Raw genomic sequence first — 21,958 nt, forward strand, 5'->3', positions numbered from 1 at the left:
AAGATTAACCTGATCGTGCTCAATTTGCTGCATAACAGCATTGACGGCTTAAATACGGATGGTTAGCGTTATCCGTTACGAATTATAAACGTGTCTGAGGAGATGACCACTTGATGCTTTATTCACCACGCACTCTGTTGCGCATTTTGCCCCTGGCCAGCGTATTGCTGGCCGCCTGTAGCGTTAACAAACCGCAAGGCCCGGGCCCCAGCGTGACCGCGCCACAGTGGCAACAGCATCAGCAGGCGGTCTCACACGTCACCCACTATCAGACGCGCGGCGCTTTTGCTTACCTGTCTGATAAACAAAAGGTCTACGCGCGCTTTAACTGGCAGCAAACTGCCCCTGACCGCTATCGCCTGTTACTGACCAATCCGCTTGGCAGCACCGAACTGCAGCTGGATGCGCAGGGTTCAGTGGTGCAGATCGTTGACAACAAGGGCAAACGCTACGTCAGCAATGATGCGCAGAAAATGATTTCGCAACTGACCGGTATGAACATTCCGCTGGCGAACCTGCGTCAGTGGATGATGGGCCTGCCTGGCGATGCCACCGATTATCAGCTTAATGAGAACTATCAGCTGCGCAGCCTGAATTACAGTCGTGACGGCCAGAACTGGCAGGTGTCGATTGCCGGTTACGACAGCAACGTCACGCCGCCGCTGCCTGCCAGCCTGGAGCTGAAAGAAGGCGATCAGCGGATTAAACTGCGCATGGACAGCTGGACCGTTCAATGATGAGTCACTGGCCGTCTCCGGCAAAACTGAACCTCTTTCTCTACATCACCGGCCGTCGTCCTGACGGCTATCACAACCTGCAGACGCTGTTTCAGTTTCTGGATTATGGCGATACGTTGCAGATCAGCACCGATCACAGCGATCGCATCCAGCTGCTGACGCCGGTGGCGGGCGTCGCGGAGGCGGATAACCTGATTGTGCGCGCCGCCGAACGGTTAAAACAGGCGGCACTGGCGAAGCAGACCCTGCCGCCAAAGGCAGGCGCGCAGATTGCCATCGACAAGCGGCTGCCGATGGGTGGCGGTCTCGGAGGCGGCTCATCCAACGCGGCGACCGTGCTGGTGGCGCTGAATCACCTGTGGCAAACCGGCCTGACGCCGGACGAGCTGGCGGCGATCGGCGTGCAGCTCGGTGCTGACGTTCCGGTGTTCGTAAAAGGCTTCGCCGCCTTTGCTCAGGGTGTAGGTGAACAACTTCAGCCCGCAGAGCCGGAAGAAAAGTGGTATCTTGTCGCCCATCCCGGCGTGAGTATCAGCACCCCGGCAGTCTTCAACGACCCCGCGCTAACGCGAGATACGCCGGTGCGCACTTTAGCGACGCTTTTATCCTCACCCTTCGCTAATGATTGTGAAGCAGTGGTAAGAAAACGTTTTCGCGAGGTTGATGAGCTTGTTTCCTGGCTGCTAGAATACGCGCCGTCGCGCCTGACTGGCACTGGCGCTTGTGTGTTTGCTGAATTTGACACCGAGTCTGCTGCTCGTCAGGTGCTGGAACTTGCCCCGAATGGGGTGCGCGGATTTGTAGCCCGAGGCGTAAATGTTTCGCCGTTACAGCGTGCCCTGCGAGGCGATTAGCGATTGCGTGACAGTGTCACCCCGTTCCAGACACTGCACGTTTCGCATCAACACACCCGTGTGAACGCCCATGACCGTATTCGCCGGTTACTGTCGTGCCGTTCATTCTCTGGACGCAAAGCCTGAGGTTCTTCTCGTGCCTGATATGAAGCTATTTGCTGGTAACGCCACCCCGGAACTAGCACAACGTATTGCCAACCGCCTTTACACCAGTCTGGGAGACGCCGCCGTTGGGCGTTTCAGTGATGGTGAAGTGAGCGTACAGATTAACGAAAATGTACGCGGTGGTGATATTTTCATCATCCAGTCCACCTGTGCTCCCACCAACGATAATCTGATGGAACTGGTTGTGATGGTCGACGCGCTGCGTCGTGCTTCTGCTGGTCGTATTACCGCAGTCATCCCCTACTTTGGTTATGCCCGTCAGGATCGCCGCGTGCGCTCCGCGCGTGTACCGATTACCGCTAAAGTAGTGGCAGACTTCCTTTCCAGCGTCGGTGTTGACCGTGTTCTGACGGTTGACCTGCACGCCGAGCAGATCCAGGGCTTCTTCGACGTCCCGGTTGATAACGTATTTGGCAGCCCGATTCTGCTGGAAGACATGCTGCAGATCGGTCTGGAAAACCCGATTGTTGTTTCTCCCGATATTGGTGGCGTAGTACGTGCCCGTGCTATCGCTAAACTGCTGAACGACACCGATATGGCCATCATTGATAAACGCCGCCCGCGCGCGAACGTTTCTCAGGTGATGCACATTATTGGTGACGTTGCTGGCCGCGACTGCGTGCTGGTCGACGACATGATCGACACCGGCGGCACGCTGTGCAAAGCGGCTGAAGCGTTGAAAGAACGGGGCGCCAAGCGCGTATTTGCTTACGCAACCCATCCGATCTTCTCTGGTAACGCCGTTGAAAATCTGCGTAAGTCAGTGATCGATCAGGTGATTGTCTGCGATACCATTCCGCTGTCTGAAGAGATGAAGTCACTGCCGAACGTGCGCACCCTGACCTTGTCTGGCATGCTGGCTGAAGCGATTCGCCGCATCAGTAACGAAGAGTCAATCTCGGCCATGTTCGAGCATTAATCTTCGCCAAACCGGGCCACGCGCCCGGTTTTTTTCATGCCGCTGATGATCCGATTAACTCGCTTCCTTTTCTGATATTCCCGCGATAAATTTCCCCAAAATCGACTATTTTCAACGCCACCCACTCTTTTAGTAAAACGCCGCGTTCCGCACTTCTGCCCCAGACGCTTAAGTGATAATTTGCTGCGCACTTTTCATAACAATCCCAACTACCATGACTCTGGATATCTATACCTTATTTATTTGTGAGCTTTACGTGTTGGGATTTTTAAGCATCATCATGGTATTTGCCTGGATGGGATCGCAATACGATCGCGTGCTGGGTTTTACCTGTCTGTCGCTGATTTTCACCCTGGTGGCGGTATTTTTCAGCAGCCTGCGCAGCAGCGGCCTGCAGTTTTTGCCGGTTGCTGCCGGCAATGTACTGGTGATGCTGGCCTACGGCGGATTACTGAATGCTTTTCGATTATTTTGCGGCAAAAAGATCGGCACTGGCTGGCTACTCGGCGCTTTACTGTGGGCGATCCTCTGCTGTTTCCCGAGCTTCTATCACAGCTTGCCCAGGCGGGTACTGGTGCTGTGCATCGCCTGTATTGCCTACACTGCGGCGCTTATCCAGCTGTTATGGCTGGCGCGCGACGCGCTGAAAGTCACCTTCTGGCCCGCGCAGCTGCTGCTGTGGATCCATCTGCTGTTTCATCTGGTGCGCATCTGGCTGGACAATGCGATACCGACCCGGCTGCACGGAGCGATTGGCGGTTCAGGCTTTTCGGTGTTCGTAATTCTGGAGTCGATTCTGTTTGTCATCGGCCTGACCTTCACTATTCTGGCGATGGTCAATGAACGTACCCAGATTGCCTATAAATACGCATCGCTGCACGATCCGCTGACCAGCGTCTGGAACCGGCGGGCACTGTTTAGTGAGGCGGAAAAAATGGTGGTGCATTGCCGTCGTCACAACCGCCCTTTCAGCGCCGTGCTGTTCGATCTGGACCACTTCAAAACGATTAATGACCGGTTTGGCCATCATCAGGGCGACCTGGTTCTGATCGACTTTTGCCGCCTGGTCAGTGGATTGATGCCGCCTGAGGGACGTTTTGCCCGGCTGGGCGGAGAGGAGTTTGCCGCGATTGTTGCGCTCGGTGAGCAGGAGGCGCAAGCGTGGTGTGAAGCGATCCGCATGGCGGTCTGTCAGTCACAGCCCAGTGCTGTTGGCTACACGGTCAGCATTGGATTTGCTACTGCCAGCCACCGCCATCAGAACTTCGAGGATTTACTGGCGCTGGCAGATGAGGCGCTTTATCGCGCCAAAGCCAGCGGCAGAAACCGCACGGAACAGCAGCCGGTACCGGCGCTGATCATTTAGTGGTGGGTGTGATGCGACCGGCGGCAGCGTTTGTCGTAATGACGCAGCCAGTAATAACGGTCCTCCACTTTTTCTCGCCCGCTAACGCGTGCACCCACTAACCACAGCAGCGCGCCAATAAAAATGCTGAACATCGCGCCGTGCGCCAGAAACTGTGGCAGATGAAGCGAAGGCAGCTGATTAATAATGGAATAGCCGACGCCCAGCACCATGGTGAGTAATCCCAGTACCATCAAACTATTACCCGCTACGCGACAATGTTGATGTTTCATCCTGCACCTCCATCCTTATGAGCCAATGTAAAACCGCACACAATGTTAAGTTGCCATAAGTTTAGGCAATGGCTGACGGCGACGTTGCGGGACGGATCACACAACCGGTATAAACTTCAGGCTGGATCTGTGGGCAGCTTGTTGATTTAGATGAAAAATGATTAATCACCGGCCTGAATCAATTTAGCCCTATGCGCTTTGTCATCTCGCCTGAGGCGAAGTAAACTAACGCCCTTTGGCAATAACAGCAGGATATTCATTGTGAGCAGCATTAAACTGATTGTGGGCCTTGCCAATCCAGGCGCTGAATATGCCGCCACGCGCCACAATGCCGGTGCCTGGTATCTGGATTTACTGGCCGAGCGCCACAATCAGTCACTGAAAGAAGAAGGCAAATTCTTCGGCTATACCGCCCGACTGGCGATCGCCGGAGAAGATGTGCGCTTGCTGGTGCCGACCACCTTTATGAACCTGAGCGGTAAAGCAGTGGCCGCAATGGCGACCTTCTATCGCATTGCGCCGGAAGAGATTCTGGTGGCGCACGATGAACTCGATTTGCCGCCGGGCGTGGCGAAGTTTAAGCAAGGCGGCGGACACGGTGGCCACAACGGGCTGAAGGACATCATCAGTAAACTGGGCAACAACAACAATTTTCACCGTCTGCGCATCGGAATCGGCCATCCTGGCGATCGCAATAAGGTGACCGGTTTTGTGCTGGGTAAACCGCCCGCCAGCGAGCAGAAGCTGATTGATGATGCCATTGATGAAGCGGCGCGCTGCACTGAACTGTGGCTGAAAGAGGATCGCATCAAGGCGATGAACCGGCTGCACGCTTTCAAGCCTGCTTAATCGCCCGAATCGTCGCGATTCTGTGTATAATGCGCGAAATTTTTCATTTCGTCTCCGACAGTCCGCCGCCGGGCGAGCTGTCCATCCAGTTATAAAGGGTATCAAACCATGGGATTCAAATGCGGTATCGTGGGCCTGCCGAACGTCGGTAAATCCACTCTGTTCAACGCGCTGACTAAAGCGGGTATCGAAGCGGCTAACTTCCCCTTCTGCACCATTGAGCCCAACACTGGCGTGGTGCCGATGCCTGACCTGCGTCTCGACCAGCTGTCTGAGATTGTTAAACCGCAGCGCGTGGTGCCGACTACCATGGAATTTGTCGACATCGCCGGTCTGGTAAAGGGCGCGTCAAAAGGTGAAGGTCTGGGTAACCAGTTCCTGACCAACATCCGTGAAACCGAAGCGATCGGCCATGTGGTGCGCTGCTTTGAGAACGACAACATCATTCACGTTGCGGGCAAAGTTAACCCGGCTGAAGATATTGACGTGATCAACACCGAACTGGCGCTGTCCGATCTCGATACCTGTGAGCGTGCGATTCAGCGCGTGCAGAAGAAAGCCAAAGGCGGCGATAAAGACGCTAAAGCCGAGCTGGCCGCGCTGGAGAAGTGCCTGCCGCATCTGTCTGAAGCCGGTATGCTGCGTTCGCTGGATCTGGATGCTGATGAGAAAGCGGCGATTCGCTATCTGAGCTTCCTGACGCTGAAGCCGACCATGTACATCGCCAACGTCAATGAAGACGGTTTTGAGAACAACCCATATCTGGATCAGGTGCGTGCCATTGCCGAAGCAGAAGGTTCCGTGGTGGTACCCGTGTGCGCCGCCGTTGAATCAGATATCGCTGAGCTGGAAGATGAAGATCGTGACGAGTTCATGGCGGAACTGGGGCTGGAAGAGCCGGGCCTGAACCGGGTGATCCGTGCCGGTTACTCCCTGCTGAACCTGCAGACCTATTTCACCGCAGGCGTAAAAGAAGTGCGTGCCTGGACCATCCCGGTTGGCGCGACTGCTCCACAGGCAGCCGGTAAAATTCATACCGACTTCGAGAAAGGCTTTATCCGCGCCCAGACCATCGCCTTTGAAGACTTTATCGCCTACAAAGGTGAGCAAGGTGCGAAAGAAGCCGGCAAGATGCGTTCAGAAGGGAAAGAGTACATCGTGAAAGATGGCGATGTGATGAACTTCCTGTTTAACGTCTGATTTGCTTGTCTCATGAGATTTTACTTAATCTCATGAGACCTGAATAACATATAAAACCCACGCAATTGCGTGGGTTTTTTCATTTCATGGCTTATCAAACAATATCGTGAGAATGCAGCTAAAAGTGCAGCTGAAATTGAGTACACAGATGATAACGTCTCTTTTCCGTCTTCAAGTAAACTTATTATGATTAAGGTATAAGAAAGGGAGGATGGTAAAGTTTATCTCCCTGCTATTCCCTGATGTATTAATACCCGCTTCTTAAATCCTCCCGCCTATAAATCGCTGTCCCCTAAGCCACGTCCCACATCCTTTTCAAAAAATCCTCAATCGCCGCCTCAATAACAGGCACACTCAGCGCCTCAGCATCAACAACCATCCGTAACCCATGCCCATAAGCGAAGCCCGGCAGCAACTGATAACCACAACACACTTCTGGCGGTTCATCTTGCGCTATTTCCCGCTCACGCTTCTCAATAAACTGCCAAAACGTTAGCCCGCCAAAAATCGCATAGGCCTGTTTTTCCTGGTGCACCAAGGTATGGCTAACGATTTTGCCTTTGCTATTCACATTGGGGGTTGTTTCATATCGCACCTCTTCTTCCTGTTGCTGCTGACTGAGCATCGCCCAGGCTTCATTGAATGCGCGATGATGCACCGCATCCTGAAACATCAACTTAGCCGTGATGATTTCAGCATTCCAGAGATCGGCAGGATCGCGGCCGACAAAATAGATATCACTCCATGCCCAAATAGAGTCGGGGTTATCCTGGTAGTGTTGGATATCGCAATCATCATAGAACATCCCGCCACAACGATGACGTTCTCGATAGATACGGTTTTTAAGCTCAATGACTTTTTTACGGCGCTGACGACGAGAAAGGGAAATGAAGGGGCGATGTTTGTTGAAAAGCGACATGGAAACTCCTTAACCGGCAACGCTAATGCGGCTGGAAGCAGTCCAGCCGCATAGACTAGCAAAAGCCGGGCTTGAGGAACAAGTGGTGAGGAACAGAAAATATTAACTGCGCGCCACCACATTACCTGATTAGCATGCGGTGAGACAAAGTCACGGCTGCATCGGTCGCTGCAGACTCGTAAGATCGTCTACGGCAGTTTACTGCCAAAAGCGGAAGTTGCTCATTCAGTCATCGTGATAATGCAGCTAAAAGTGCAGCTAAAATTGAGTGCAAAGATGATAACGGATCTTTTCTGTCTTCATTTAAATTTATTACGATTAGGGTATAAAAAATATACCAAGGCACTTATGTTCAACGCCGCGCGGCAACACCTGAATAAAATCTTTAATGGCTCAATAATTTCAATAACCTTTATCCCGAAGTAAAACCCAATAGCAGAAAGACGTGGCGTGATCGATTTTAGCTCAACGGTAAAACAGATCTGTTTGCGTTGGGTGAGTATGCAGCGGTAAAACTCGCCGAGAGGCGATGGAAAAGTTCACGTTCAGTCAGAGATGCGAAATTTGACCAGCCCGGGCAGGCAAACCTGAACGGGATGTTATCTTTCAGCTACCCTCCAGCAGCCTGAACAGCGCCTTTCTTATAGAGATATTTTCAAGTTAGCAGTTTGTATCATCCCTGTAGGCGTATGCTATTCTGGCTGTCCCATTCCGATGTCACGGACCGATACGGTGCAGCTAACATAATGAACGACACCTCTAAAAACATCCTTTCTGCATGGCAAGACTATTTAAGACTTGGCGGTGCAGAAAAAAGCAAGATTCCCGCTAGCCAGGTGCACGAATATCAACAAATCATGTTGAGCGAAATGAACTGCTCAGAAAGTCAAAATGGTGTAATGCTGACGATCCCCACAGAGATGAGGCAAAACTGGCTCAAACGCTTCGTTAAGCATGACGAGGGGGGCAAGATAACCCATATTGAACGCGTCAATTTGCTTTTCCCGGTGATCCGTTGTGTAGAAAAAGAACGCGGCAAAACTAACGCAAAATACCTCCCGCTGTTCTCGTTTCCGCTTCCCAAATCATTTTTTGAAAGTGAGAGTTCGTCTTTATCGATTCCGGTTAAAGATGGGCAACTGGTTAGCGCCTTTCCTTTTGCGTTTCGTGAATTGTTTGGTATTCAGCTGGATGAACTAGGCGAAAACCGACACATGATGAGCATTGTCAGCGCGCTGACAGGTTGCAAGTATGAAACGTTCATTGACGCTTTTATGGCTCTTCAGGTCTGGATCAGCGAGCGACCAAACCGCCAGCAACGCGTGCTGGAAACTGCCTTTAACGCCCTTGTCGCTCCACTTCATAATGAAGATTACAACCTCAAGCGAGACGAGGAAGATTTTGCCTGGCTTAGCGATCATGCTGGCGACGATTTTCCTTTACTGGAGCGCTACCTTAATCATGTTCACGATGAGGAGAATGCACCAGATGTCTATGATGTCGTCACCAGCGGTTTATTCGAATCACAATACCCACTTGGCCATGGGCAGATGATGGCAATCCAGGCCATCAATCAGGATGAATGTCTTATTGCCGTTCAGGGCGCGCCAGGGACCGGGAAAACAACCTTATTTAAATCACTGATTGCTCAACAACTGGTTTCCCGGGCGCTGGCGATTGCAGATGGAAACGATCAGAATCTCGGTATGCTGGTCACCTCTACCGCCATCAAGGCTGTAGAAAACATCATTGATGATCTACGCGGCGATCCCGTAACCCAGGATCTGGACTGGCTCTGGTTCCATAGCGGTTCGAACGAGCAGGTACAGCGGGAGCTTACGCGTGCAGAACGCCTTATAAGCCAATGGCGGCAGCAAAGCTACGATGAGCAGGTTCAGAAAAATTACTTAGCCATTCTGCTTAACCATCGCAGCACGCTGGATTCATGCTATCGAGCCTATCTGCGCAGCAACGCTGCTGCGCTACAGGCCATCACCGACTGCGCGCTGGGTACCACAAACGCTGACGCGCTTACTCCGCTTTTGCTGGACAAACTTCCTCCTCTCGCCGCTGATGCGCAGAGGCTGGGCATTGAAATTTCACTGCATAGCCCTGACGCACTGAACAAGCTGGCTCACCTTATTACGCTACGTCTGCAGGAAATTCGCGAGATAAAAGCGCAGCGTCAGCAGGCAACACGTCTTCATCAGACCTTAAAAGCCACGTGGCCCCACCAGCAAGAGCTGGAGCAGATACTGAGCTGGATAGATTCTCCCCTGCGTCCGGCACTGGAAAAGCATTACCGCGACTATCCGCGCAAAGGTTTAATGCGGCACTTCGCCCGCTTCTTTGAGGGCAGATATACAGCACGATTAGCGCAAATGAATCAGGCAGTCCCGGAAGACTTTCACTCTTTTGGACTTTCTTCTCTCACTCATCCACAACGGGCAGCACTCGCAGATGCCGGTGAGTTACTGGCACAACAAACGGATAATCTGGCCCTTCTGCAACAACTACTGCATGACGAACCTGACGCTGAACAGGAAACCAGACTTGAAACTCTCGCGGCTGAGATCTCAGGGTGTCAGGCACAATGGCAACAGGTCCTTCACGCGCAACAGGTTATGGCGCAGCACCAGCGACAGTATCCGGAGGGGAACTGGTGTGACATTTTGCGTCAGCGTTTTATCCGTGAACATCGGCAAATGTTTGAAGCCGCTATCGGTTATCTGTGGCAGGAGCAACTCAAGCGGAAAAGTGAACTTGAAGAGGTGTTGCCCCCCGGCGCGCACTGCTTAGCGGTCAACAAAGCGCGGGCTATTATCGCTGGCTCGATAAACTGGATGACTTCTATCGAGCCCTCTCTCTGGTATATCCGGTCATGGCCACCACGCTGGTCTCTGCCTGGAAAGTTGCCGGCTATCGCAAACTCAGTGAACTTAAAGGCCACAAACCCTGGCATCTGGCCCTGTGTGATGAAGCAGGAATGATATCGCTGGAGTCGCTGGTGCCTTTGCTCAGCCGTAGCGAAAAAGCGATGATCGTTGGCGATCCGCTACAAATAGAGCCAATCCGCAACTTATCAGAGAACATTCAATTGCAGCTTCGGCAACAGCACTTTGCCGGTGATAATTCACTCTACGAACGAGTCTCCCCTGCGACCGTGACTGGCTGGCACCGTGCGGCAGGTACGCTGTCAGGCAGAGGTGAGGACACCGGCAACGGCATCATTCTTGATGAACATCGTCGCTGCCAGAAACCTATCGCTGACCTCTTTATCAGGCTGGCGGGCTATCACGGCGTCAGCGTGGAAACCGCCCCTCCTTCTGAACGCATCGCCAGCGCCTTTGAGAAATCTGGCGGCCACCCTCTCATGTTCTATAGCGTCGAAGGGCAAAAAGGGGACATGGTTAAAACCAACCTCAATGAAGTTGATGCTATTGAGCAACTGCTGAATAAGCTGGAAGAAGCGGGATACAATCTCTCTGCCGATATAGGTATTGTGACTCCCTACGCTAACCAAAAGTCATTACTGATTAAACGCCTTGCCGAACGCATGGGCCACTGGGAAAAAAACTGTATCGGTACCGTACATCAATTTCAGGGTGTGGGTTTTGAAGTGATTATTTATAGCCCGGTTATTTTCCATCCTCTTGATAACCCAGGTTTTCAGAACAACAAACCAAATATGCTGAATGTCGTCGTTTCCCGCGCGAAGCAACAATTTATCGTGGTCGGCAACTTTCATCGATTACGGCAGGCCGGTGGCTATCTGAAAGTGCTTGCCGACAGTGTTGCTGAAGATTTTCTGCTTGAACAGGGTAGCCAGCATCCGGATTTTGCCAACCTGAGTCAGACACCCCGATTGAATCGTTATTATCGTGATTGTGAACATATTGCCGCGTTTAGTGCCCTGGCAGCACAGAGTGAACAAGAGATGATTATCATAACCCCGTGGATCCGTCGTGGGGGCAAGCGATATCAGCGACCAGAGCTGGCACAGCTGGTGGCAACGCAGCAACGGGGGGTCAAGGTGAAAGTCTACTACGGCTATTATCACCAGCGCCTCGAACGTCCTGATGATAATGACGAAACGCTGGTTGCTGAATACCGGGAACAGCTTGGCCGGGACAATGTCATACGCTTGCCTGAAGGAACCCACGAAAAAGTGCTGATGATCGACGGCCGCTATATTGTGCTGGGTAGCTGGAACTGGCTCTCACACGGTTATCATGATGGCTGTGAGCGTAGCGAGCAGTTCAGTAACGCTATTCGCCATGAAATCAGCGCGGAGCTGGATGATTCGGCGCTGGTGTGTGAGCTCAGGGAGCGGTTAAAGATCGGGTGATATCTATAATAAAATCAGAAACTTACCCACCCTCACCTGTAACAGAAAAGCCTGCTCCCGAGCAGGCTTTTTACTTCAGCGTTCTGATACCACGATACGACTACCCAAGCATCAGGGCTCAATATCGCATTTAGCCTGGCCAGAACCTGATTGACCATTATTTCAGAGATACGCTCCGGGCTTTAATACAATGACTCTGGGTGAGTGCCCGTGAATAACACCCTGTTGTTTTGATGCATATACTTTCCGGCGAAACGGTATAACCCGCGATATCATCAATCTTTCCGCTGTGGGTAACGGGAGCAATAACCGGTAGCCGGGTGAACGGGTTCAGTTGCAGAAGTGGCAGCATCTCAACACCTCTTCGCTGCAGTTAACCAGCGGATTCAACCTTTATGCTCGTTGTTTAGATACTTCAATTTCATAACGGCGACTTGCCAGCAAGTAACCCCTTCCGTTTGCCTCCTTTCACCCGGCCCGCCCCCCCTCTCCGGCTCAGGTTTTCTCCGCCGTTGCCGATAATGCTGTCAGGCTCTGTCGATGAGCCGTGACCCGTTCCCTCATGTTTTCACAACAGGAGTGCAAGATGGATGTATCGCAAATTACCTCGCTGGCTAGCGGTCTCGCCAGCATGGATCTGCACAGTCAGGTGAACACCGTATTACTGAAGAAGACGCTGGATAATCAACAGGCAGCCGCCGCCAGCATTCTCCAGGCCATCCCCGCGTTACCGGCGAATCCGGCAATTGGCCGCAACATTTATACCACGGCCTGATAGCTCAGAGGCAGGCGTGGCGTCTCTGTTTTGGCACTGCGCTTGTCCTCTTTCCTCAGATTTCGGTCCAGCTGCGCAACAGATTGTGGTAGAGATTCAGCAGCGACAGAATCTCTTCACTCTCACCAGTGCGTGACTTCAGGCTTTGAATCGTGCGGTCCAGCTCAAACAGCATCGCGCGCTGTTTGTCATCCCGCACCATCGACTGAATCCATAAAAACGATGCAGTGCGGACACCGCGCGTGACCGGGGTGACACAGTGCAGGCTGCTGGCGGGATAAAGCACCAGATCACCGGCAGGCAGTTTGACGCTGTGTTGGCCATAGGTATCTTGAATCACCAGTTCACCACCTTCATAGCTGTCGGGGTCCGACAAAAACAGCGTGGCGGAGAGATCGGTACGCATCCAGCCATTCTGGCCATTGTGACGAACCGCGCCATCAACATGAAAGCCGTAGGTCTGGTCAAGTTCATAGCGATTAAACAGCGGTGTGGAGAGACTACGCGGCAACGCGGCGGCAAAAAACAGCGGGTGGTTATTCAGCGCATTCAGCACCGCGGCTTGCAGGCTGTCGTAAAGCGGTGTCCGGGTGTCAATCTGCTGATTGCGCTTAACCTGGGCCCCCTGATCCCCGACCGTAGCACGGCCATCGATCCATTCAGCCTGTTGCAGATGTTGGTTAAAGCGGGCGACCTCTTCGGGTGTCAGCACAGCAGGAACGTGGGTCATCATAGCGGTATTCTCTTATCAAAAACGTGGAACCAGCGCCCCACGTCGTTCACTCAGAAATGCAGATTGGCGGTCAGCAGAAAGGTTCTCGGCTCACCCGGATGGTAGCGATAGCCACTCTTGTTGATAGAGGCGGCATAGTGAGTATCGAACACGTTATAGACGTTGAGTTGCAGATCCAGGTTGTTGTTGACCCGATAGCCCAGTTTGGCATCCGCCACCCAGTAACTCTCGGTTGATGACGGCGTTCCTGCCGCACCGTCGGTCCCGCGATGCATACTGCCAACATAGCGTGCACCGCCGCCGACCGAAATTGCCTCGGTAGCCTGATATTGCGTCCACAGAGTGAAGGCATGCTCAGGGGTATAAGGCAGATCGGAACTGCCATCCTGGGCCACATTGCTGCCTTCACGCACTGAGGCGTGTTGCAGCGTATAACCGCCAATCACCTGCCAGTCCGGCGTGATGTTACCCATCGCCGTTAATTCATAGCCTTCAACCCGTTTAGTGCCATATTGCGAATAGGTGCCATCATCATTGGCCTGCACTTCATTCTCAATATCAGTGCGGAACAGCGCAGCATTCAGTTGCAGTCGATCATCAAACACCTGCCACTTCGAACCGATCTCAGTGGTTTTCGCCTTCTGCGGTTTGAAGTCGGTACGGTTAGCGCTGTTGCCGCTGCCGCTCTGTGCCAGCGCGAAATTGCTGCCGCCTGGCGGCTGCTGGGATACGGCGTAGTTGATGTAGAGATTGCCGTTTTCGGTCAGATGATAGAGCGCCCCGGCCTTCCAGTTCACCAGATTGCCCGACTTAGCAGTATCAATGGTGGTGACTGGTGTACCCGGCGCATTACCGGCCGGACAAGCCAGCGCACCGCGACCGCTGCCACCGCAGGCGGTTTTGCTGTCATATTCGGTGTGGTAGTTGTCGAGGCGGATACCGCCGTTCAGCTCAACGTCCTGAGTGATCTGCAGAGTATCGAAGGCATAGATGCCGGCAGTGTCGGTCTGGCCGTTGGCATTGGCACCATTACGATTCAGGCCGCCAATCGATAGGTCACTCTTGGGATGATACAGATTGACCGGCGGTGGCGTAATGCCATTAACTCCATAGTTAGTCTGGCTTTCACGGGTGAATTCAACACCTGCGCTGAGATCGTGCCCGACCGATCCGGTCTGAAATTTCGAGGTGATATTGGTCTGGTTGGTCAGGATTTTATTGCTGACGTCTTTCAGGTTGGCCAGACGCGACCAGCTCCAGCTGTTCACATCGCTGTTGGGCCGAATAACGTTAGTCGCTCCGCCCATTACCGCCGTCAGCAGGTAATCCTGCTTCACCCGCGACCAGCGCGTGGTGTTACGCAGCGTGGTATTGTCGCTCAGATCGTGTTCGAGCTTCAGCGTCAGGCTGTCGCGGGTAGAGTCGTCATAGTCTGACCGGGTACCGTAATAGTTATCGGTATCGACTTTACCTGAACTATTTAACCCCGCCGTGGCCGCATTGGGAGCCGAGTAACCCGGCAGCCCGACGGTTGGAATACCGCCATCCGGGGTATTGTGCTGCTGCACATGTTCATAGTTAAGGAACAGGCGGGTCGGCGTGTCCAGACCCAGCGCGATAGACGGTGCAATACCGTAGCGCTCATTCTTAATCGCGTCGCGCCCGGCGTCATGGGTCTTTTCACCCATCAGATTCAGCCGGAACGCGGCGTTATCGTTAATCTGCTGATTGTAATCCAGCGTACCGCGGCGCATCCACGCACTGCCTATGCTGGCTGAACCATCAAGACCGGTGTCCAGCCGCGGCTGTTTACTGATCATATTAATCGAACCGCTGGGCGCACTGCGTCCATAGTCGGTGCCCGCCGGGCCTTTAATCACTTCGACCTGCTGGGTATTAAAGGTATCACGCGTCACGCTGGCGATGTCGCGGATGCCATCGACATAAATGCTGTTTGAGGTATCGACCCCACGCATATAGACAGCGTCACCGGTGGAGGAACTGCCATTCTCACCGGCAAAAAAGGCCCCGACGCCAGGCACATTTTTCAGCGCGTCAGTCAGGTTAGTTACGCCCTGGTCTTTGATGACCTGTTCAGGCACCACGGTAATGGTGCGGGTGGTATCCACCAGCGGACGGGAAAATTTTGGATCGGCAGAGGCCGCTGGTGCATAAAGCGACGGCGTGGTCGCCTCCACCAGCATCGTCTCCTCCTGGGTCATGGACCGATCCTCTGCGGCAAGCGCCGCCCCAGCCGGAGCCATCCCCATGGCTAAACCGGTGAACAAGGTTAAAGAACTAAAACTGTTAAACGGTAACGTGCGATTTTTATCCATTTTCACAAGTAAGCATCATTATTTTTATAGGTTGTCCTGCCACGCTGGCCACAACACGCAGGTGCAAAGTAACAGCAATGTGAGCGGCAATCAGGTGGATGTTAAAATGATAAAAAGAATGATTATCATTTATGTTCGTGTTTTTACCATGCGGTTAACCGAAAGGGAATACGTTTCTTTACACAAAACGCGCAAACTGGTTGCAAATGAAACCAAATGTAAAGAGAGAGAAGTTTTAAGGCAGGAATGGGTTAAAGAAAAATACCAGCAGTGACCAGACCTGATATAGGTTGACGCTTTTCAGCCCTTAAAACGCCTCTCCATGAGAACGCGTCGGTCACCAGGCTCACGTAAGCGGTGCCGGTCTGGACCGGAAGCCAGGTGATGTTCGCCACCCACACCTGCTCCGGGCCGGAGATGAGGAGCTGCCGGGACCAGCGGCTTATCCTGAGAAAGCGGCAGACCCTGGCGACACTCAGTCCGGGTATTTTTGCCTGCGCGATAAGGAAGCCAGCTGCTTTTTTGTCAGCGAGGCGCCGAATTCGGTGTTCATGACCTTCACGACGACTTCAAAAACTGCGCTTTTATTTCGGATTGAACCAGCTGCTGCTCAGGCTCTTTGATGCGCTGTTCAGGCGTAAGGGGAAGGGATTTCGTCATGTGTCCTGCGCGGAGACCGCGCTTTTCCGTAGTCTGCCAGTCCATCCGGCCATATTTATGCAGCCATTTAAGAACTGTAGAGCACTCCTGAATACCGTAGCGCTCCTGAACCTGACGATACGTCATCTCGCCTTTTTCAACCTGCCCGACGACGGTCAGTTTAAAGGACAAAGAGTCGTCCCGCTGAGTACGTTTAACATACTGTTTCATCGCATTCTCCTTTAAACCTGTGGAGAAAGTGTCAACACTATTCAGGACGGGACACAGAAGTAAAAAAGGGGACGAATCGCTTCGTCCCCTTTTTTTATTAAACTGTTACGATCAACTGCGTACTTTGCGGTAGATAAACAGCACCACGATGGCACCAATGACTGCAACGACGAAGCTGCCGAAGTTAAACCCATCGACACGACCAAAGCCAAACAGCGTACTGATCCAGCCACCCACTACGGCACCGATAATACCCAGCACGATAGTCAGAATGAAACCGCCACCGTCTTTACCCGGCATGATCCACTTCGCCAGAATACCTGCGATTAAGCCAAAGACGATCCAGGAAATAATACCCATTTGTTGCTCCTTCCTTTTTTTGATTAAATCGTGAACGCTTGATTAATCAAGCGGTTTACCGCGGTAAGTATAGACAGGTTTTCAAAAAATGTTTACTTGCTCACAGTTATTATTGACCGGTCAGAGGCTAAAGCTTTTTTTGGCCACGCCGATAACGGAGATGAGGCAAAAAAAACAGAACAAATAAAGCACTAACCTTTTGGAGCCAGGAAGTGAAAGAAGCCGATCAGGAACAATATTTAAAACGGGGCACGCTGGCCGTGCTGGGCGTAATGAAGGACCTGCTGCGTTTACAGACCCCGCTACTGGTGAGTTTTTCCCGTGGGCAGTTTATCAGCCGCATGCTGGCTGCCGATGAAGGCCAGTTGCTGTTTGACCTCGGCAGTAACAACCTGGATAACGACTACGCCCTGAACTGCGATGACCTGAGCATTACGGCGGAAACCTATGGCGCTAAAGTTGAGTTCAGTCTCGCTTCGCTGACGCGGGTTGAGTTCGAGGGACTGCCTGCCTTCAGCGCGCCGCTGCCTGAACTGCTGTGGCAGATCCAGCGTCGCGAATTTTTCCGCGTCAATGCGCCGCTGGAACCGCAGTTCTGGTGCCACACCGAGTGGCCCGACGGCAATAAAGCGCGCCTGCGACTACAGGATTTATCGCTGGGCGGAATCGGTGTGCTGGTGGATGAAACCCTGCCTGAAGGGTTACAAACCGGCGACAGCTTCAAAAAATTTCGCGTCGAGCTGGGAGAATATGGTCATTTTGAAGTGCCGGTAAAGCTGTTGCACATTGGCGAACGCAGCGTGGTCACCCATAAAAACGAAACCCGCATTACGCCGCGACTCAGCTTTCGCTTTTCAGCCCTCGATCCGGTGCAGGAGCGACAACTGCAGCAGGTTATTTTTGCCCTTGAGCGCCTGGCGCGCGATAAATCGACCCGTTTTCAATAAGTTCTTTTGCCGGATGCGCCGCACAGTTGCGCCGCATCCAGGCTATGCTTCTTGCTTGTTTTCTTTTAAACCGGAACCCAGCAAGGAGTATCTCCCCAATGGAAAACTGGCTTTCTTCACGTCATTTTCAATCCATTCTGTTTAATCAATCTTTCTGGCTCAACAGTGCCATCGTCATCGTCGCTACCCTTGTCATTTACTGGCTGCTGCGTACCCTGATCCGGTTTATCTCTAACCGTATTGCCCGCTATAGCGAACATCGCCATATTCGCGCCACCGGTATCCTGGTGGAAATTCTGCGCAGTACCAGTCAGACCCTGCTGCTGATCTTTTCGCTGCTTATCGCGCTGAAATTTGTCGATTTACCCGCCTCGTGGCGCGTGGCGATATCGCACGGCTGGTTCCTGGCGCTGATCGTTCAGCTGGCGCTGTGGATCGACTGCGGCATACGGCTCTGGCTGCACAGCCTGCTGCGCGATCCGCTGCACGTGCGCAATCCGGTCACCACGGTGATCCTCGGTATTTTGCTGCGCGTGGTGGTGTGGATCATGATGTTCCTCGCCATTCTGTCGAATATGGGCATCAACATTACCGCGCTGGTTGCCAGTCTCGGCGTCGGGGGTATCGCCATTGCGCTGGCGATTCAGACGGTACTCAGTGATGTGTTCGCTTCACTGGCCATCGGTTTCGATAAACCGTTTGAGCACGGAGACTTCATCGTGTTTGGTGATATTGCCGGTTCGATTGAGCATATTGGCCTGAAAACCACCCGCCTGCGCAGCCTGAGCGGCGAGCAGATTGTCTGCTCAAATACCATTCTGTTGCAGCAGACGATTCATAACTACAAGCGCATGCAGCAGCGCCGCATCGTGTTTAAGTTCGGCATCAGCTATGCCACGCCATCTGAGCAGGTGCGTGAAATCAGTCCGCTGGTAAAAGAGATTATCCAGAGCGTTGAGACCACCCGCTTCGACCGTGCCCATTTCCTGGCGTTTGAAGATTCGAAGCTTACCTTTGAAGTGGTCTACTTTGTGCTGGACGCCGATTACAACAAGTACATGGATATCCAGCAGGAGATTAACCTGCAGCTGATGGCAGCGCTGGAACAGCGCAACATTCGCTTTGCCTTCCCGATCCGTCAGGTCGAGTTCAGCGGCGGTAATCTGCCGCCGGTGGATCTGGTGGCGGTGGACAATGAGGATGGCGAGGTACGCAGAATGGCGCGCTAAGCCGGTTTTCTCGCCGATGCCGGCCTTCCCGCTGCTTAACGGCAAGGCCGGCGGAGATCATCCGCGCCTGTACTCGTCCGGCCCGCGCGGTCCAACGTGGGCCAGGCGAGCCACCTCTGTCCTGCTGACGCTCTCCTCGCGAACCGGCACTGAGCTACTGATGGCGGTAACAGCTGACGCCCAGATACTGGCTGAACGCCTCCTGTAACACCTCTGCCGTGGCGGAGTGGTTCATTGCCACATGATGTTCGAAACCGTTACGGCAAATCCACGCCAGCAATGACTCCAGCTGCGGCACCTGAATCACGGCGCGACAGCCCACCGTATCCAGCGGATCCTCTACTGAAAGGCCTTCGCCGACGTAGGCCTTAATTTCGCCGCTGAAATCATCAGTCGAGAGACGGAAATAGGTCAGATCGCCGCTTTTCATCCGGCCATGCACCGCACCGCAGGTGTTCTCTTTGCCTACCGTGGTGCCAATAATGTCGGCCGTGCCCATAGTGGGCGATTCCAGACTGGCGCTGGCAAAATTGCCGCAGTGAAACAGCACGCATTTATCGCGATCGTCACCAAAGTTGTTATTCCAGTCCGCCAGCGAGGCGGGACTCAGCGAGCAGCTGGCCAGGGCATACATTGACAGCGCCCCCATGACATCCACTTCGCAGGCACTTGGCATCAGCTGTCCCGACATGACGCTCATGATCGAGCAGACGTTAATGCCGAGATTTTCCTGCAGCGAGGTCCAGCACTGAATCGCGGTGGTGTCGATATCGTTGTCACTGACCCACTCGCTGATCACCACGAACAGTTTCGCCATGGTTTGCAGTTTTTCGCCCGGAATGCCGCGCGCATCGGCGTTGGCTTCGAGAATCTCGCGCTTCTCCGCTACGCGGATATCATCATCACGCAGCCGGTTGGTACGGGTGAAAATCTCCGACAGATCGAGTGTTTCGACCGCAATCCCCATCTTCTCCAGCAGCTTTTCGCTGTAGCGCACGGTATTGAATCCGGCGGGCCGGGCACCGATGGCCCCCACCCGCACCCGCCGCATCGCATTGACTACCCGGCAGAGCTGGCTGAACCGTTGCAGATCCTGCATGAAAATCTCACTGCTCAGGGCGCAGACGTGCTGACGGGTCAGGCTAAAGGGAATGCCATATTGCCGCAGGTTGTTGCACAGCGATATTTTGCCGCAGAAGCTGTCACGGCGGGTCGCCAGCCCCATTTTGTCGAGGTTATCTTCCTCGGCCTGCACCAGTACCGGCACATTCAAACCGGCGAGGCGTAACGCCTCTGCGATCGCTTTTTCGTCACCAAAGTTAGGCAACAACACCACCACACCGTGAATGGCATCCCGGTGCTGGCGAAACAGTTCGGCGCAGATTTTGGCTTCCTGCCGGGTCTCCACCCCGCCGAGATTGGTCTGGCTCTCATCCAGCATCACCGTATTGATGTTCATTTTTTCAAACAGCGCGACCGCCTGCTGGCGCGCCTCACCCACCAGATAGCTGGGAAAGAACCCGCGGTTGCCAATAATGACGCCGAAGGTTAACTGCTGAGGTAGTTTTGACATGGCTCTGCTCCGAAAGGGTTAATGTGGCTGATAACGACAGCGAGCGACGGCGTTGATCCAGCCTTTATAGTTTTCCTGCATCCGCTGCGCATACGCCTCACGTGGCGCGATTACGTTGCCGCCCTGCAACGCCTGCATATCACTGCCCTGCTGCCACCAGCCCAGTACTTTACCCGCCAGCAGCGCGGCTCCCAGCGCCGAGACTTCGGCGGTCGGGACCCGCAGCAACGGGCGCTGCAACACATCCGCCTGCAGCTGCATCAGCCAGCTGTTTTCGGTGGCACTGCCATCAACACACAACGCTGGCAGCTGCTGGCCGCTGGCCTGTTCCATGGCAAAAAAGACGTCGGCGATCTGCCAGACAATCGACTCCAGCGCCACCCGCGCCAGTACCGCCGGGGTGGCCGCATCCGTCAGGCCGCACACCATGCCGCGTGCCTGCAAATCCCACCAGGGCGCGCCCAGCCCGGAGAGCGCCGGCACAAAATAGATGCCCTGATTATCTTCACTGGTTTGCGCCAGCGCGGTGAGCTGACGCGGGTCCTGAACCCCCAGCATGCTGCCGAGCCACGCCGCGCCGGAACCGGTGTGGGTGATGTTGCCTTCGAACGCAAAACGCAGGGTGCCGTCATGCCAGGCCACCGTGGTGCTGAGGCCGTTTTCGGTCAGCAGCGGCGTCGCCATTGACATCATCAGCGACGATCCGGTGCCGTAAGTGGCTTTTACCACTTCCGCTGTGCCACGCCGTTGTGCCTGCAGCGCGGCGTGGGAGTCGCCGATGCGTGCCAGAATCGGCGTGCCCGGCGCTAAGCCCGCAATATCATTCACCGCGACCACGCCCTGTTCGCTGGCGGAGGCGACAATACGCGGCAGCGCGGCGCGCGGCAGCCGGAACAGCGTCAGCAACTCATCGTCCCAGTCGTTAAGATGCAGGCTGTAGAGCTGGGTCCGCGAAGCATTGGCATGATCGGTAATAAAGGTCTCGCCCGCGCTGAGCTGCCAGCTAAGCCAGCTGTCCACGGTGCCAATACAGAGCTCACCCGCTTCGGCACGCGCCACGCCGTCAGGGATAGCCGCCAGCATGCCGGTCAGCTTGGCAGCCGGGAACATCGGGTCGACCGCCAGCCCGGTCAGGCCGGTGATACGGGGCGCTTTACCCGCCTGATGTAAATCCCGGCAGAACGGCTCGGAGCGCCGATCCTGCCAGCTCACCAGCGGCGTCAATGGCTGACCGTCGTGGCGCTGCCAGATCAGCACCGACTCACGCTGATTACTGATCGCCACCGCCGCCACGCTGGCCCCGCCACACGACGCCAGGCACTGCGCGATCGCCTGCTTTACTGCCTGCCAGATCGCCAGCGGATCCTGCTCCGCCAGCCCCGGTTGCGGATGCGCCAGCGTTAACGCCTGGCTACCGCGCGCCACTACGCTGCCAGAACGATCAACCGCAATCGCTTTGGCATTGGTGGTGCCTTCATCAATCGCCAGGATCAGGGGTCCCACCAT

General features: G+C 54.1%; 20 protein-coding genes and 1 pseudogene. 13 read left to right on the top strand and 8 right to left on the bottom strand.

The window, feature by feature from the left end:
• Positions 1-113 precede the first annotated feature (113 nt).
• The 4 genes from lolB (at position 114) to AABB92_RS06775 (ending at position 4,041) form a co-directional block, all read left to right on the top strand.
• A complete protein-coding gene (gene lolB, locus AABB92_RS06760) occupies positions 114-737 on the top strand; it encodes a lipoprotein insertase outer membrane protein LolB (RefSeq protein ID WP_031377322.1) in 624 nt (207 codons plus the stop codon).
• Positions 734-1,591, top strand: coding sequence for a 4-(cytidine 5'-diphospho)-2-C-methyl-D-erythritol kinase (gene ispE, locus AABB92_RS06765; RefSeq protein ID WP_046288375.1), 858 nt, complete (start codon positions 734-736; stop codon positions 1,589-1,591). Before lolB ends, ispE begins: the two co-directional genes overlap by 4 nt.
• Before the next feature lie 136 nt (positions 1,592-1,727).
• The gene (prs, locus tag AABB92_RS06770) at positions 1,728-2,675 is read left to right on the top strand and encodes a ribose-phosphate diphosphokinase (protein ID WP_006118899.1); all 948 of its coding nucleotides are present in this window, start codon (positions 1,728-1,730) and stop codon (positions 2,673-2,675) included.
• Between the two features lie 214 nt (positions 2,676-2,889).
• On the top strand, positions 2,890-4,041 hold the full coding sequence (locus AABB92_RS06775; protein ID WP_031375315.1) for a GGDEF domain-containing protein: 1,152 nt from the start codon (positions 2,890-2,892) through the stop codon (positions 4,039-4,041).
• Here the strand turns inward: AABB92_RS06775 and ychH are convergent.
• Positions 4,038-4,313, bottom strand: a complete 276-nt coding sequence (gene ychH, locus AABB92_RS06780) for a stress-induced protein YchH (RefSeq protein ID WP_031375314.1) — start codon at positions 4,311-4,313, stop codon at positions 4,038-4,040. The two genes, AABB92_RS06775 and ychH, sit on opposite strands and share 4 nt — an antisense overlap.
• A gap of 261 nt (positions 4,314-4,574) precedes the next feature.
• On the opposite strand from ychH, the gene pth reads away from it, so the two are divergent.
• Positions 4,575-5,162 (top strand): aminoacyl-tRNA hydrolase, encoded by a 588-nt coding sequence (gene pth, locus AABB92_RS06785; RefSeq protein WP_031375313.1) that lies wholly within the window; start codon positions 4,575-4,577, stop codon positions 5,160-5,162.
• Positions 5,163-5,270: 108 nt separating this feature from the next.
• The gene (gene ychF / locus AABB92_RS06790) at positions 5,271-6,362 is read left to right on the top strand and encodes a redox-regulated ATPase YchF (protein WP_031375312.1); all 1,092 of its coding nucleotides are present in this window, start codon (positions 5,271-5,273) and stop codon (positions 6,360-6,362) included.
• A 292-nt stretch (positions 6,363-6,654) separates the two neighbouring features.
• Here the strand turns inward: ychF and AABB92_RS06795 are convergent, their stop codons facing one another.
• Positions 6,655-7,281 (bottom strand): hypothetical protein, encoded by a 627-nt coding sequence (locus tag AABB92_RS06795; RefSeq protein ID WP_046288376.1) that lies wholly within the window; start codon positions 7,279-7,281, stop codon positions 6,655-6,657.
• 392 nt (positions 7,282-7,673) lie between these two features.
• On the opposite strand from AABB92_RS06795, the pseudogene AABB92_RS06800 reads away from it, so the two are divergent.
• The 4 genes and pseudogenes from AABB92_RS06800 to AABB92_RS06815 form a co-directional block, all read left to right on the top strand.
• A pseudogene (locus tag AABB92_RS06800) lies at positions 7,674-7,829 on the top strand (Arm DNA-binding domain-containing protein); the annotation flags it as partial.
• 198 nt (positions 7,830-8,027) lie between these two features.
• Positions 8,028-10,271, top strand: coding sequence for a DEAD/DEAH box helicase family protein (locus AABB92_RS06805; protein WP_238585831.1), 2,244 nt, complete (start codon positions 8,028-8,030; stop codon positions 10,269-10,271).
• Between the two features lie 47 nt (positions 10,272-10,318).
• Positions 10,319-11,629, top strand: a complete 1,311-nt coding sequence (locus AABB92_RS06810; RefSeq protein ID WP_238585832.1) for an AAA domain-containing protein — start codon at positions 10,319-10,321, stop codon at positions 11,627-11,629.
• A 586-nt stretch (positions 11,630-12,215) separates the two neighbouring features.
• Positions 12,216-12,404 carry a YjfB family protein gene (locus AABB92_RS06815; RefSeq protein ID WP_031375309.1) on the top strand — a complete coding sequence of 63 codons (189 nt, stop codon included), beginning with the start codon at positions 12,216-12,218 and terminating at the stop codon, positions 12,402-12,404.
• Positions 12,405-12,459: 55 nt separating this feature from the next.
• Here the strand turns inward: AABB92_RS06815 and ybiX are convergent, their stop codons facing one another.
• Entirely contained in the window at positions 12,460-13,137 is a 678-nt protein-coding gene (gene ybiX, locus AABB92_RS06820; RefSeq protein WP_031375308.1) for a PKHD-type hydroxylase YbiX, read from the bottom strand.
• Between the two features lie 50 nt (positions 13,138-13,187).
• The gene (locus tag AABB92_RS06825; protein ID WP_031375307.1) at positions 13,188-15,473 is read right to left on the bottom strand and encodes a catecholate siderophore receptor Fiu; all 2,286 of its coding nucleotides are present in this window, start codon (positions 15,471-15,473) and stop codon (positions 13,188-13,190) included.
• On the opposite strand from AABB92_RS06825, the gene AABB92_RS06830 reads away from it, so the two are divergent.
• The gene (locus tag AABB92_RS06830; RefSeq protein WP_162531669.1) at positions 15,406-15,747 is read left to right on the top strand and encodes a hypothetical protein; all 342 of its coding nucleotides are present in this window, start codon (positions 15,406-15,408) and stop codon (positions 15,745-15,747) included. The genes AABB92_RS06825 and AABB92_RS06830 overlap by 68 nt on opposite strands.
• Positions 15,748-16,031: 284 nt before the next feature.
• Here the strand turns inward: AABB92_RS06830 and AABB92_RS06835 are convergent, their stop codons facing one another.
• A complete protein-coding gene (locus AABB92_RS06835) occupies positions 16,032-16,343 on the bottom strand; it encodes a hypothetical protein (protein WP_082097582.1) in 312 nt (103 codons plus the stop codon).
• A 111-nt stretch (positions 16,344-16,454) separates the two neighbouring features.
• Positions 16,455-16,703 (bottom strand): GlsB/YeaQ/YmgE family stress response membrane protein, encoded by a 249-nt coding sequence (locus AABB92_RS06840; RefSeq protein WP_031375306.1) that lies wholly within the window; start codon positions 16,701-16,703, stop codon positions 16,455-16,457.
• 212 nt (positions 16,704-16,915) lie between these two features.
• Between AABB92_RS06840 and AABB92_RS06845 the strand changes: the two genes are divergently transcribed.
• Together AABB92_RS06845 and AABB92_RS06850 are read left to right on the top strand one after the other, a co-directional pair.
• Positions 16,916-17,650: a flagellar brake protein gene (locus tag AABB92_RS06845; protein ID WP_031375305.1), complete on the top strand. Its 735-nt coding sequence runs from the start codon at positions 16,916-16,918 to the stop codon at positions 17,648-17,650.
• A gap of 98 nt (positions 17,651-17,748) precedes the next feature.
• Complete coding sequence (locus AABB92_RS06850; RefSeq protein WP_031375304.1) at positions 17,749-18,879, top strand: mechanosensitive ion channel family protein; 1,131 nt, start codon at positions 17,749-17,751, stop codon at positions 18,877-18,879.
• Positions 18,880-19,033: 154 nt separating this feature from the next.
• Here the strand turns inward: AABB92_RS06850 and AABB92_RS06855 are convergent, their stop codons facing one another.
• Positions 19,034-20,452, bottom strand: coding sequence for an L-fucose/L-arabinose isomerase family protein (locus tag AABB92_RS06855; protein ID WP_031375303.1), 1,419 nt, complete (start codon positions 20,450-20,452; stop codon positions 19,034-19,036).
• An 18-nt stretch (positions 20,453-20,470) separates the two neighbouring features.
• Entirely contained in the window at positions 20,471-21,958 is a 1,488-nt protein-coding gene (locus tag AABB92_RS06860) for an FGGY family carbohydrate kinase (protein ID WP_046288377.1), read from the bottom strand.

Source organism: Pantoea brenneri (genome assembly GCF_038594305.1).
GTDB classification, from domain to species: domain Bacteria; phylum Pseudomonadota; class Gammaproteobacteria; order Enterobacterales; family Enterobacteriaceae; genus Pantoea; species Pantoea brenneri.